The 13227-nt window shown below is 55.2% G+C and carries 11 protein-coding genes and 2 pseudogenes; 3 read left to right on the forward strand and 10 right to left on the reverse strand.

Going from position 1 to position 13227, the window contains the following annotated elements:
- Positions 1 to 63: 63 nt before the first annotated feature.
- From ehuA to NXT3_RS22780, 4 genes are all read right to left on the reverse strand, one after another.
- Complete coding sequence (ehuA, locus tag NXT3_RS22765; protein WP_104840550.1) at positions 64 to 879, reverse strand: ectoine/hydroxyectoine ABC transporter ATP-binding protein EhuA; 816 nt, start codon at positions 877 to 879, stop codon at positions 64 to 66.
- Positions 879 to 1550, reverse strand: coding sequence for an ectoine/hydroxyectoine ABC transporter permease subunit EhuD (gene ehuD, locus NXT3_RS22770; protein WP_104840551.1), 672 nt, complete (start codon positions 1548 to 1550; stop codon positions 879 to 881). Before ehuD ends, ehuA begins: the two co-directional genes overlap by 1 nt.
- Position 1551: 1 nt before the next feature.
- Positions 1552 to 2217, reverse strand: a complete 666-nt coding sequence (ehuC, locus tag NXT3_RS22775) for an ectoine/hydroxyectoine ABC transporter permease subunit EhuC (protein ID WP_104840552.1) — start codon at positions 2215 to 2217, stop codon at positions 1552 to 1554.
- 68 nt (positions 2218 to 2285) lie between these two features.
- Positions 2286 to 3125, reverse strand: coding sequence for a transporter substrate-binding domain-containing protein (locus NXT3_RS22780; RefSeq protein ID WP_158665403.1), 840 nt, complete (start codon positions 3123 to 3125; stop codon positions 2286 to 2288).
- A 989-nt stretch (positions 3126 to 4114) separates the two neighbouring features.
- Between NXT3_RS22780 and NXT3_RS31820 the strand changes: the two genes are divergently transcribed.
- The 3 genes from NXT3_RS31820 (at position 4115) to NXT3_RS22790 (ending at position 7324) form a co-directional block, all read left to right on the forward strand.
- Positions 4115 to 4285, forward strand: a complete 171-nt coding sequence (locus tag NXT3_RS31820) for a hypothetical protein (RefSeq protein ID WP_158665404.1) — start codon at positions 4115 to 4117, stop codon at positions 4283 to 4285.
- A 638-nt stretch (positions 4286 to 4923) separates the two neighbouring features.
- Complete coding sequence (locus NXT3_RS22785; protein ID WP_104840554.1) at positions 4924 to 6189, forward strand: ATP-grasp domain-containing protein; 1266 nt, start codon at positions 4924 to 4926, stop codon at positions 6187 to 6189.
- Positions 6190 to 6364: 175 nt separating this feature from the next.
- Entirely contained in the window at positions 6365 to 7324 is a 960-nt protein-coding gene (locus NXT3_RS22790; protein WP_104840555.1) for a hypothetical protein, read from the forward strand.
- Between the two features lie 246 nt (positions 7325 to 7570).
- Here NXT3_RS22790 and NXT3_RS32125 read toward each other — a convergent pair whose 3' ends face one another.
- The 6 genes and pseudogenes from NXT3_RS32125 to NXT3_RS22820 all read right to left on the reverse strand — a co-directional run.
- The gene (locus NXT3_RS32125) at positions 7571 to 8293 is read right to left on the reverse strand and encodes an aspartate/glutamate racemase family protein (protein ID WP_199773396.1); all 723 of its coding nucleotides are present in this window, start codon (positions 8291 to 8293) and stop codon (positions 7571 to 7573) included.
- Positions 8294 to 8463: 170 nt separating this feature from the next.
- The gene (locus tag NXT3_RS22800; protein ID WP_104840534.1) at positions 8464 to 9633 is read right to left on the reverse strand and encodes a M24 family metallopeptidase; all 1170 of its coding nucleotides are present in this window, start codon (positions 9631 to 9633) and stop codon (positions 8464 to 8466) included.
- Positions 9634 to 10606: 973 nt separating this feature from the next.
- A pseudogene (locus tag NXT3_RS22805) lies at positions 10607 to 11406 on the reverse strand (DUF3363 domain-containing protein); the annotation flags it as partial.
- 466 nt (positions 11407 to 11872) lie between these two features.
- The gene (locus tag NXT3_RS33360; protein WP_423828003.1) at positions 11873 to 12361 is read right to left on the reverse strand and encodes a lytic transglycosylase domain-containing protein; all 489 of its coding nucleotides are present in this window, start codon (positions 12359 to 12361) and stop codon (positions 11873 to 11875) included.
- A 231-nt stretch (positions 12362 to 12592) separates the two neighbouring features.
- Positions 12593 to 12862: a DUF736 family protein gene (locus tag NXT3_RS33150; RefSeq protein WP_337442178.1), complete on the reverse strand. Its 270-nt coding sequence runs from the start codon at positions 12860 to 12862 to the stop codon at positions 12593 to 12595.
- A gap of 2 nt (positions 12863 to 12864) precedes the next feature.
- Positions 12865 to 13170, reverse strand: a pseudogene (locus NXT3_RS22820) (IS66 family transposase); the annotation flags it as partial.
- Positions 13171 to 13227 lie beyond the last annotated feature (57 nt).

Here is a 13227-nt window from a genome sequence, read left to right on the forward strand (position 1 = left end):
CCTACCCCATATCCGGCATGCGCATCTGACCCGGCGACATGTGCCCCACGTCAACTAGAATGGTCAGTCCGCCTCTTTTACAGCAGACAGAAATTTTTGCGTTCGCTCCCGCTGGGGGTTACCAAAAAAACTTTCTGGAGCGCCCTGTTCTTCGATCGTTCCGCCAACAAAGAAGCAGACTCGGTCTGAAATATCTCTGGCGAACCCCATTTGGTGAGTCACCATAAGCATCGTAAGCTTGAAATCTGCTACGATTTTTTTAATGACGTTAGTGACCTCACCAATCACCTCTGGGTCCAAAGCCGACGTGACCTCGTCGAACAACATCACCTTTGGTCGCATGGCAAGAGCGCGTGCTATGGCGACGCGTTGCTGTTGACCACCTGATAGTCTCGCCGGATGCTGGTCCTTTTTATCGATCATGCCGACCATACTCAGCAACTCTTCAGCTCGTTCACGAGCTTCCTTTTTCGGAAGACCCAACACCTGTACCGGACCTTCCATGCAGTTTTGTATTGCAGTCATGTGAGGGAAGAGGTTAAAATGCTGAAAGCACATGCCAATGCTTGTACGCATTTTCCTGAGGTATCGTTGATCTGCGGGAACGAGCGAGCCGTTGCGCGGCATATGTGTCAACGGTCGGCCGTCGACATATATCACGCCACCATTAATTGTCTCCAATGTCATCAGCATCCGAAGGACGGTCGTCTTTCCTGAACCCGACGGCCCGATGATGGAGACGACCTCGCCTTCGGCGACGTCAAGATTAAGTTCATCGAGAACGGTGAGCGTACCGTAGCTTTTGTTTACGTGCGCGAAACGCACCATAGGTTTCCCCGGTCCATCTAACCTTAACGGATAGTCGGCATACTTCATCATCAGTAAATCCCCAATTGCCGCCTGGTCCAGCTCTCAATCACTCTTATTAAACCCGCCGTTGGAAGCGAAATGACCAAGAATATAAGTCCAACAGTTGTGTACGGCTCAAGAAACCGATAGTACTCTGCCCCGATCGCGTTCGCATTGTGCATAAGTTCTGCCACTCCTATAACGGACAGCATCGGAGTATCTTTGAATATACCCAAAAGCAAGTTACCCATTCCAGCTAGAGCTGGCGGTATGGCTTGAGGAATGATTATTCGCACATAAGTGTCGCGCGTAGAAAAACTGAGGGCGGTGCATGCTTCCCACTGTCCGGCCGGCACTGCTTCGAGCCCCCCACGATAAACTTCCGACATGTATGAGGAGTAGTAGATCCCTAAAGTGATCATACCCGACATCCACGGCGACAGTTCTATGCCAATTTGTGGCGCGACGAAGTATACAAAGAAGATCTGCAGCAGAAGAGGCGTTGAACGAATAAACTCGATGCCCTCCCGAACCATGAAAGTCAGAAGTTTGATGTTTGTTCTCTGAAGTAACGCCAAAACTAGCCCGAGGACAATGGCCACTGCGTAGCCTGCCGCGGCCGCAGCAAGCGTGTACAGTGTGCCCTCTATCAGAGACGGGAAAACTTTCCAAAAGAAGTCCCAGCGCCAGTAAAGTTCCATGTTAAGTCCTCGAGAGCTTTCTGCGAACCCTCGCCTCGATGCATCTGAGACCCGGCGTAAGCAGGAGGCGCGCCAGCGCGTAGTATATGAGGAGAGCGGTGCCGAACGCCTGCGCGGATAGATACCTCATCTGGTTGATGTTATTCACTTGAAACATCAAATCGGCTACGCCAAGGAGCGAGGCCAGGGCAGTTCCTTTCAACGTGTCTATAAACATGTTGCCCCATGCCGGAAGCATGATCACCATTGCTTGCGGCAAAATGATGCGACACATGCGTTTGGCTGACGACATCGAAAGGGCATATGCTGCTTCCCACTGACCGCGTGGCACAGACAAGATGCCACCGCGCACCAATTCAGCGCCATAAGCGCCAACATTCATCGCTACTGCGATATAGCCCGCGGTGAATTTGTCGAGTGGTAATCCGAAAACCGGTAAAACAAAGTACATCCAGTACAGTTGCACCAGCAGTGAAGTTCCACGGAAAAGCTCGATGTAAGCGCTGGCCAGCCCTCTTACTAGCAAAGAGCTAGAGAGCCTCATGAGTCCGAACAATATGGAAATCATTATCATAAGGAGGGAGGCGATCAGGAACTGCTCTATGGTGACGGTAGTCCCTGCAAGCAGGTTCGGCCAATATTGTTCGAGGAATTCCCAATAGGTCATGGTAGCTCAGCACATATGAGAAACTGAAGCGGGCGCCAACCCCCGCTTTCGTGAACAGGCGGACTGCTTCAAGACTGTTTGCAAATCTCTTTCGAAGTTATCTTGCCGGGGAGCATCCTATCTTCATACCCATATGCCTTGGCGTCTTTCAGCATTTCAGGCGTCCCGATGTAATCCGCACTTGCACGATTGAACGCGGCGATGAAGTCTTCATCGTTTTGACGGAAGCCAAAGGCGACATAATTCCTATCTGGCATGCTTGCTGGATTAGTAGCCTCGAGTTCGCCGTTGGACTCCTTGGCCATTTGGTTGACGCCATCTTCGGCATCGACATAAGCATCCACACGCCCGGCCTTTAGTGCTGCGATCGCCTGGGTTGGACCAGGGAATACCATCAAGCGCTGTTCAGGAATTCCTGCGCGCTTCGCTTGCTCGATCGTAGCGTAACCGGAAATGACCGCGAGGATAGCGTCCTTCTTGGCAATGTCTTGATAATTCTCCAGTCCCTTGGGATTTCCTTTTTTCACCAGCACGGAATTGTATATTACGGTAGTTGGATCGGAAAATCCGATGGTTTCACACCGCTTGCTCGTCACATACATACCGGCAGTGATTATATCTACGCGGCCTGCCTGTAGTGCGGGGACCAGACTACCCCAATCCATCGTCTCGGACTCGATGTTTGTGTAACCCATTTTCTTTAGAATTCCGAGCGCGATGACGTTGTTTGTGCCAACCGGCTTCCCGTCGTCCGAAAGGTAGGATCCAGGTTGGGCAACGTAGAAGCCAAGTCGTATAGGTTTTCCTTCTTTGATACGATCCTTAAGAGGACCGGCAAAGGCGGAAGACGCAGACATTACAAGCAAAACACTTGCAGCGATAAGCCACCGAGCTAGGTTCTTCTTCACAATAGTTCCTCTCTGTTGCTAGCCTTCGCAGGCTTTTCTAGTTGATGTACCTTCCGTACGGGCGAACCCCGCGCACGTGACCACTCCTTCTAGGTCGGATTGCTGTCTTATCCCCATAGCAACCGGTTGCCCCTTTTTCTGCGGCCGAGATACGGCCGCTGCGCCATCGAAAACTTGCTCGAATTCGCCGCGGAGGTAATCTAGATGGTTCCCGACAGGCGTTTCTTTCAAAACGACTTAGCTTTTGAAACATGTGCCGCAAAAACCCATTGTGATGAAATTCCAATGACAATCGCAACTTTAATATGTAATGCCTGCTGCAACGGAGTTGGGAGGCGTTCGGGCGGGTCCTATCGTAACCGCGCGGGCGTCGGAGCCAGCACCCGCTCGACACGGCGCGAAGAAATTTTCGCATCGCACCGTTTTGTGCAAACGGAGATGTCACGCAGTTAGGCGATGCACGCTGTGGAGTTGATGGTTTAAAAACAGCCGCGCGAGATAGCAGCCCTGCAGTGCAGAACACGTGGCGGCACAGCCGAGACATCTTGCTCGACAAGCTCCCATTGATGAAGAACAGTTTGGCCGGTTCGCGGCTAGGCGGTAACTGAAAGGGCCGAATTGTAGGATTTGGGCGGACCGCCAGGATAATGATCGCCATGGCCGAACGGAAGGGGTTCGCCCATTGTGGCCAGGGCTCCCGCTAGCAGGGACCAGAAGGCATCACGTTGCGCCGAGCGCGGGTGACCGCGTTCAAAGTTGGCGAACATTGCAACGCGCAAATCATAACTTGAAGTTCGGCCGCCGCGGTTAACGTTCCCGTCGCGATGTCATGTCTGCTTTTGGTGCCGACCTTACTAAGTCTTATACCCGCCAACGGGAAACTTGCGGTCGTCACTGCCGATTCGAAGCATTGCACCCACGATCTCCTAGGCATCCATGCTGATTTTAATCGATCTAGAGTTGTAGTCGGTGGTGTAGAGGGGGGCATAATGTGGCAGAACGAAATGCGCCGTCCTGCGCGGCCGACCACCGTTGCCGAGATTGAGGCTGATGTAACCAACTGTGTAAGCCGCCTCCTGAATTCTAACCCAGAGATTGCTGCGGTTCTTCTCGAATGCACATTGTTAGCCCATGCGCCGGCTTTTGTGGCCGCCGTTTGACCAGCCGCCAGACCCGCCACACTTCGCGGTGGAAGCGGTTGAGCACCGGAAAGTGTGAGCAGAGGAGTAATTGATGATCCGAACGCGGACCGCTCACTGAGCTCGAAACCGTACTGACCAGCCAACGATGTAGTCCGGTTGTGATCAGAAATTACTGCGCGTATACATGAATTCGTCGACTATCCTAGTGAGCGAGGAATTCCGGTCGCAGATGTGATCGAAGCCCAGGCAGAGCTATCTCTGTGCTATGCGATTGCGCGTTTCTGGAAGTGCCGTGGTCGACCTCCCGGCAAGCTTTGGCGCGGACCAAGAAAACCACTAGAAGGGCCACGGAAATTGAGCCCCCGGGAACCCTTTCCCGCACCCTCCGATAAGTCGTGCCCCTGGGATTCCTGAAAACAAAGCACTTTCCGATTTTTGAGGCGAACCACCTGCAAGACGCTATTCAGCCTACGTGAGACATTGAAGGCGCTTGACATGGCAGGAGGCTTTCAGGGGCCACGTGTAGATCGTCAACTACCAGCCAGCGTAGTATCCGTGCCGGCCGGGGAACTGTAGAAAACTTGTATGCCCGAATGAGAGAAGCTGATGCCGTATTACGCTCGAACGACCGCAACGCAAGGAAAGGTCAACAGCCAATGGCAAGAAGAGCACTTATCTTGGTTGAAGGTTCAAGGACTAACGGTCTGCTATACGTTCAAGCGGCCCAGCGTCTTGGACTTCACCCAATCACCCTGGCGGCTGATCCAACTCAGTACGACTATCTTGCGGCGGAAAGCATTGAGGCCATCCAGGTCGACACCCACAACTTCGATGCACTGGTGCGCGTATGCTGTCGGCTGCTTGCGACGTATGATATTGCTGGCATCACTGGTTTTACGGCCCTCGATGAGTCGCTCTATTTGAAAGTTGCCAAGCTCTGCCGGCATTTCTATTTGCCGGGGCCGGACCCGACGTCGATTGAAAGATGCAGCGACAAATTTACCCAACGTCAGTCCCTCGCGCAGGCCGGCGTTCCAGTGCCCGCTTACCAACTGGCAGAAAATGCGATGGAGGTGGAAAGCTCCGCCGCGCAGATCGGACTGCCGGTGATTCTTAAGCCAGTTGAGGGCAGCGGCAGCAGCGGCGTCCGGTTGTGCCGCGATGTAGATGAGTTAGCCGAGCATACAACATATCTGTTGGGAGGGGCGTACGAATGGCGGTCTTCGCCGAAGATACTGGTCGAAGAGTTTGTACAAGGCCCATTCTATGAAGCTACTACTATCGGATATGCGGTCATTGCCTTCGGTGCTGCCGACTTTAACCGCCCACCGCATTTCATCCCTTGCATGAGCATGTTTCCCGCCCCCCTAACTGAAGAGGAGCAAGGGCGTATTGCTGATGTTTCGCTGAGTTGCTTGCGAGCTCTAGGTCTCGGCTGGGGGCCAGCGAATATTGAATTCCGCTGGACGAACCGTGGCCCAGTCGTAGTGGAAGTCAATGCGCGTCTTCCGGGTTGGACCACTCCTCAGTTGGTTCAGCTCGCTTACGGCGTCGATATCATCAACGAGCACATCAAGCTTGTCATTGGCGACGAAAGCAACCTGCGCCCAAAGTGTTTGAGCATATCGGCCGCCCGATTCTTAGTTGCTGATCGCGATGGCATGCTTGGTCGGATCGAAGGCGACGGGCGGGCGGCAACCGTACCGAGTGTCGTCGAAGTCAAATTTTACGTTGAACCCGGCACTCCGATTGTGCGGAAAGGTGATTACCGAGACATGATCGGACATGTCATCGCCGCGTCGCCCGACCGCACTCAGACCGAGACCATACTTCAACGTGCCATCGACCTAATCGATTGGTCGATCACACCACTTCCCCGCAAGGGGTCATCGCCGCCTGAACCTTCGTCGGATATGGAATAGATATGGAAGGGACACTAGCGCGGCGTGCGGATGGTTGCGTATGCAATCTGATTATCAATCTGAGCAGGCGACGCGGGACATCCTCCGCATCTGAACGAACTCTCGATGAAGTGTGAGATCTCAAGGGCGCTCCGCGTCAAAGACTGCTTAGGTTCATTGAGTTTAGGAGGGAACATTGAACAAGCTTCTTGGCAAATATGTTGATTACCAAATGACCTCGCCTTTGGAAATGGCGCATCATTCGGCGAAGATTAAGCCACTTGCGGCCGACCTCACTAAAAGGGGAATTCTGCTTATCGCAACTTGCTTACGAGTTGAGGCATATAGTGAGGAGTCCGCGCTTAGAAGTCTTAATAGCCCGGTGTTTGCGGATTTTTCATGCAAATTCGTCAAAGGTACTGTCGCTATTGCGCAGCGCCTCGCAGAAATTGCGTCCGGCGCTCATTCCCAGATCCTTGGTGAGAATTACATCAGCGAGCAACTCACGAAAGCTATTGAACTTCTTGATCCAACACTTGCGATTTATCAGATCGCACGATTGGCAATTGACGTAGGTCGCGCCTCGCGCGAGCGGCAGCGGTTCGTTGCATCGTTCAACTACGATCAAATCGTTCGAGAAATCATAGCTGACCGATTTCAGTCTGGAGAGGCACCCGACTGCTTTTACATGATCGGGGCGGGTATGCTGGGTCGCGAGTTTCTCAGGAGTGGTGTGGGAGAGAGGTTCCGTTCAACGATAGTCGTAACGCGAAATCCCAAAAACCTACGCAAGCGTCTCCGCTCCTACACAGACAGAAAAATCTCGTTCATGCGTCCAGCGGAGATTGGATCCGTACCTGAGCCTCGGTCGATGGTAGTAATAGCGACCGCCGATGTCAATGATGACTACAAAAACACTCTTCAAAACGCACTGGTTCGGTTGGGGCCACGCATCATAGTGGATTTATCGTCAATTCCGGTGCTTTCAGAAACGATTGCCAGCCAGTTCAGGTACGTAAGTATGTATGACGCAGAGTTTTTGCATTTCATCGACAAGAACAATGAGCATTTAGCACAGCAACGGTCGGCCCTGTGTTCCGACATAGATGCCTCCCTCCGGATGGAACAAACCCATCTTTCCGCGCGGGCTACATAGCGCTCCGATATGCATTGCATTCGTTGGCCGATATCGATCGCGCAGTTGAGACTTTTGTGGAGGTTGGCAGAGACCTGGGAGTAATCTAATAGCTTGAGGCGGATCGCGACGGACGCATTTCCAAGATCTCCTCAGATGAAATCGTTTGACGACAAACACGATGTAGGGGCATCAAGCAGCGCAATGGCTGCGTGACATTTCGCCTCCATTGCTCCATTGGTAGCGGTCTAATAGTAAGATCGTGCCCTACTGCAAAGCAAGGCTGCCAGTGGAGGCAAGAGTCAGTCGGCAAAGATCTGTGATGTCGTAGATGGGTAAACCTGTTTTGTGGCGGAGAGCCTTCGTAACACATGGGAACCCTGTGCATTCGAAGAGCAACATCCCTATCTCAGGATGCTTGGCGCGTAGTTGCGCGACGCAAGCTCCGACCTCCTGCTCAATCTGATCAATGCTGGTTAGAACCAGCGGACGTGACAACGCGTCGCGTACGTATTTGCCGCCTTCGATCCCGCCGACAACTACTCTCGCTCGGTCCGCTGGATTTTCGATACCAAACAAATCTTCACTGCAATGCCTTGAGTCTGCCGTAATCACCGCAAGCTTTTGAGCTGGTGATAGCTGACGGAGCAAAGTCGGAATAAGGAGAAGGCTTGACATCGCCACGGGCACATTGACTGCTGCGGAGACCGCTGCCTGATGCCGAATGAAGAAGCCACAGTCGGCGGAAATCACATTGGCGCCTCGGGCTACTAAGCGCTGAGCCGCTGCAACGCAAGCGCCCTCAAGTGACGGATCACCGCGAATGACAGTATCCGCTAGTGCGCCATCCACAAGCTCGGTTAAGATTGGTACGCTAAAAGTCTCTGGATTTTGAAGTGCGCCTTCCCGCTGAACATTGAACGGGCTATCCGGCATCAGACCTTCATCAAGCTCAAGAATTCCAAGCACAAGTCTGGCATGCGACGTCATCGATGACGCTCCTTTGTTACGAATGTTGTTAAGGAATGATTTCGGCTCATCGGTCATGATATGCGTTACTGATGAGTAGGTTCGCATTTCGATGCGTTCTTGTTTCAGCTTTTTTTGAGCCCCTGTGATGTTATTTTGGTCGCCCGGTCTCCAGCGCATCCTCGCTGGGATTAGATCTCGAATATCTCCCGAGGAAGAGCACTGAATGTTTCAACGCCGGTTTTGGTAACACGAAAAATCTCGCTGATTACATAGCCGAGATCTTCATTGATCCAGTTGCCGAGCATCAAATCGAAAGTCATATTCGGCTGCAAGATGGTAGCATCGCCCACCTTGAGACTGGCCGTCGGCTCGACCCATTCAATTCCCACCGCGTAGCCACATCGCGACTCCTTCTCGATGCCGTACTTGTGAAGGGTGGTGCTGAAGGCGGCAGCGACATCACCGCAGGTCACACCTGGACGGATTGCGCTTAGTGCGGCGTCCATTCCTGCGATGTGCGCATCATGCACACGGCGTAGACGCGCGGACGGCTTGCCGATCGAGAATGTGCGCGCCAGGGGCGAAACATAGCCATGACGAACCCCGCCGATCGTAAGGTTGATCTGCGAACCTTGCCGGAAGACGTCCTCGGCCCACTGGATGTGGCAGGTGGACGTTCTCGGGCTGGCGCACAGAAAGAAGTGGGTTAGATCCGTGCCCGCCTTCCCGTTCGCGCCACGTATCAGCGTCGAGGTGATTTCCGCCGCAGCTTCAGCCTCGGCAACGCCCGGACGGATCAATTCTTTGGCACGCAGCATGCCTGCGTCAGTTATGGCCGCAGATTCACGCATGTAGGAAATCTCTAGATCCGATTTGACGCCTCTGATCCAATCAACCCTGTTGCGAAAATCTACGATCTTGGCTTCCGGCAACCTTGCCTTTAATTTCTCGAGAGTTTGGGCGGGGAACAGCCTTGCCTCGATTCCAATGCATTTCCGTCCGAAGCCACTGTCCAAAAGGAGATCGATCACCGTATCCCAGCCATCCTTGTCAGGATCGGCAAGGAGAGCTTCCGGGTAGGCGAAAATGCGACCGCGTTCGATAAACATCTGATGGATCGCTGCAGGGGCATCTTTACGGCAAGTGATGAAGCTCGGCTCTTCGTCTATTGAAGAAACAATAAGGGCTTGCGGCTGCCAGCCAGTCTTGGATGTGTAGCCGGACAGATAAGTTATGTTAGCGGTTGAATTGACCACAAGAGCGTCAACGTCATGCCGCTCCATTTCCACCTTGACGGCGGACAGACGCTTCAAATATTCACTCCGCGGGAACGCCTGCGGCCCTCTTGGCATTGCCATTTTTCACTCCTCCTTAGTGACAACATCTAGCTGCGCGCACTGGGAAACCGGCACGATAGTGCGCAGCCCTCTTCGCCATTCGTTGCAACAACTATCTCTCTCGGACTGTTGTACGGTCCAACAGGAACTTGCTGCCGATGAAAGCCCATCCAACGACAATTAAAGAATAACGCATGTGAGAAAGGAATTTTCGTCGGACGGTAGCCGCCGCTGAAATGTACATGACACCAAAGGATGCGATTTGAAACGCAACAATTGTCGAGGAAAGCTTTTGAAAATCGCGAAAGGCAGACCCGCTCTCGGGTAGTTGACGTCTGGGCAGCTCTGATCCTACCCGCGTTCGAACGCAGGACTGATGCTGTCGTTGAGGAACATCATGATCGCTTCGCCGCACGAGCAGAGCGCCCGTTTGCGCTCGACCCGGCGTCACAAGGGGCACGTCCTCGTTTACATCAGCGGGCGCCAATTCGCCGACGGACACTGCCGCTTCTGGGCACCTTGCCAATGGCTGGACAACGAAGTTCAACCCATACAATCGGCGGCTGACGATCGTGCCTCTCTCCCCGATCGATTCAGTGAATGCCCGCGATGAGGTCGACGGCCTTTTCTAAAGCCGCCACGCCAAGACCATCGTCAATGAAGCACTGCACCCAGGAAGTCATTCGATCATTCGATGTAACCTCAGCAGCAATAACCGAGTAGAAACGCCTCAGCTCCAATGTCTAATGGAGTTGCGCCTACCGGCACTTGGAGGTCCTGACAGACGAAATCGACCAAGCTTTCCATCACGCAAGCCTTTCCCCGAGCATCTGCCGCGCGAACGCGTCGTCATTGCCGCGCCAGCGAACTGCCCGTGCTGCGGATCGGCCAAACTGGCGAAGCTGGGTAACACGTCACCGAGACGCTGGAAGTGATCCCGCGTCAGTGTGTATAGCCCCGGGGACTTAACTGACGGGTGTTCGGAGAGATGGCTGACATCGATCCCGAAACCTCCACCGAGCTCGACCGGGTCGCGGGCAATGAGCTTGCGATCGAGCCAAGTCGCGCCATCAGCCTTGATCTGCGCCTCAAGCGAGAGAGCGGAACGAACGGCCAAGGCGACACGGCGGGCGCCCTTCGCGTCCTCGAAGGAACGCAGTTCGACAATCGAGCCCGGCGCGCTGTCGCCCGCCGCCTCGATATCGGGAACACGAAAACCGGACCGGATATAGTCTCGGTCGATGACGAGGTCCTGGCCGTCGTCGGCGCGCCCACGCCAATGACATGGACATGCGGATTGTCGGTGTTCCAAGTGATCGACGCCGACCCAGTCGAGCCTCATCCCGAGATCCTTCTCCGCCTGCGCCATCAGCTCGCGGTTCAAGCGTTGGAGGTCCTCCATATCGGCTGCATCTTCCGGCGAGACGATGAAGCGGAACTGGTGTGGCGGTCGTCGTCTGAGCGGCCGGCGAACGCCTTGGCATCAACATCATCACTCTCGGGCCCGAACAGGCGCGCCTTTTCGCCATCACGGGTAATCGAGGTGTCGCGCGAGAGGCGCGCACTGTCCCTTGTTGCGCACGACGCGCGCCTTAACCATGCAAAGCCGCGTGCGACTGGTGATCAGCCGATTGGCGCGGACGCTGGCAACAAGGCCCCTGCTGAGGAGCGGGAGACACGCCCGCCGACCTTATCCACGGCAGCGAGCGCCTGGGCGGTGTAGGGCCGCGCCCTCTGACTCCGGGAGGATCGGATGCATCCGGGCCGGACTTGGAAATCATCGTCGCCGCGCATCAGCATATCCGGCGCGATGTCTGATCTTCGTTGAACGACAACAAAAATTTGGATGCCTGCACATCGTGGTTCGCGCGGACGATGTGCGCAATTGACCTAAAAGGCCATTCAAAACAACCGACCGTCCGAGTCGCGATGTGCGAGGCTTTTATCTTGCCACACCCGGTTGCCTCGTCGGCTCCCTCACCCTCTGCCGCACGAGTTACGATCCGGACCGCCGCAGCACCAAGAGCAACACTACTCATCGCTGCCGCTCCTCATCGGGTACTCGGCGGACGAAGAGGCCTTCGGAAGCCGGTGCGAGAGCCGAGATCGACGATCGCTGTCGTGTTCCCCGAGCGTTTCGACCGCCTGCCCGCCGACGCGTCTTTCGCTTGATGCACATCGGGTCGCTGCACAAAAAACAACGGCGCATCGGTCCGTTCATTGCGCCGAGAGCGCGCGACTGGCGCAGCTTCCGCGTCAATCATCGGCACGAGTTTTGCCATGTAGTCGATCGTCTCACGGGCAGCGGATTGCCCGTGACGAGGTGCTTTTCGGAGCGGCCTGGTCCGGCATTGTAAGCGGCGAGAAAACCCGGCGAGCCGTAAAGGTCGTGCAGTTCGGCAAGGTGGGCAGCGCCGGCCAGAATGTTGTCGGGGGGATCAATAGCGTCATCGCCAAGCTGATGGCGAATGCACAACTCGGCCCACGTCGCCGGCATGATCTGCATCAGGCCCATCACGCCTTTCGATAAAATCGCGGACGGATCATTGCGGCTTTCGACCCGCATGACGGCGCGTATCCAATGCTCCGGAATGGCGAAGCGTTTGGCGGCTGCGGCGATGAACTCGGCATACGGATCGTACGCGACCGAGATGAATGCGTGGTCCGCGAGCCCATCACTCGACGGCGGATCGGCCGGCACTGGACCACCAAAAGAGAAAGTCAGCACGAGCGTGATCGGCAACGCCATGATCGCTCGCATTACGCAATGGCGGCCCGTCTCTCGAACCGCAGCGAGCCTGCCATCGTGCTCGCTGCGGTCCAGGGCAAGGCTTCGCCGCCGGCCGGAGTTTTCCGGATGGGCAGCGCCCGGAAGGCATGATCGCCATCCGAACAACCGGCCGCCGCCCTTGACCTTCGCTCCGCGCGCCGGCCATCCGGAAGGTGATTGGGTCGAGGGGATTGATCAGCGTGCAATCGATCACGTGGATTGGGCTTGAAGCGCTGCGGGAACGATTGTTTCGCATGGCTCACCCTGTTCGTCGCGCCGGCCTTTGCGCATCCAGTGGAGGTTCCAGATATCCATCTTGGTGTCGGATTCGAACATGCGGGCGCGGATCGGCTCGACGAAGGAGGGATCGTCGATCGGTGCGGTCCCATGCCGCCGACTTCCTGACCCGGCGGCAAAGACGCGGGTGGTTCGGCGCGTTCTCGACGTCGGTCTTTTCGGCCGGCAGGATCGGGACTTCATGTCAAGGTCGTCGAGAGACAGTCTAGCGGATCGACGCCATTCATTTTGCAGGGTTGCAGTAAGGGTGGCCACCGTCGCCCGGGTTCGTCCACCGCCCTCGCTGCCGCCGAATAGACTGTTTTTTCTCGTAATTGTTTGGGGCCTGATCGCCCGTTCGACGATGTTGGAGTCGATCTCGATGCTCCGTCAGTCGGAAAGCGCTCCAGCCCCTCTCGCCGGGTGAGCGAGTAGCGGATCGCCTCGGCCGTTTTGGATTTTCCCGAGACCTTGCCCAGCTCCTTTTCCCAGAGCTCGAAGAGGCTGGTGACGAATTCATCTTCTGTCGTTTGCGTCCCCATGCCAACCCTCAAAATTGGTCGGCCCAC

This window comes from Sinorhizobium fredii (assembly GCF_002944405.1).
GTDB lineage: Bacteria > Pseudomonadota > Alphaproteobacteria > Rhizobiales > Rhizobiaceae > Sinorhizobium > Sinorhizobium fredii_C.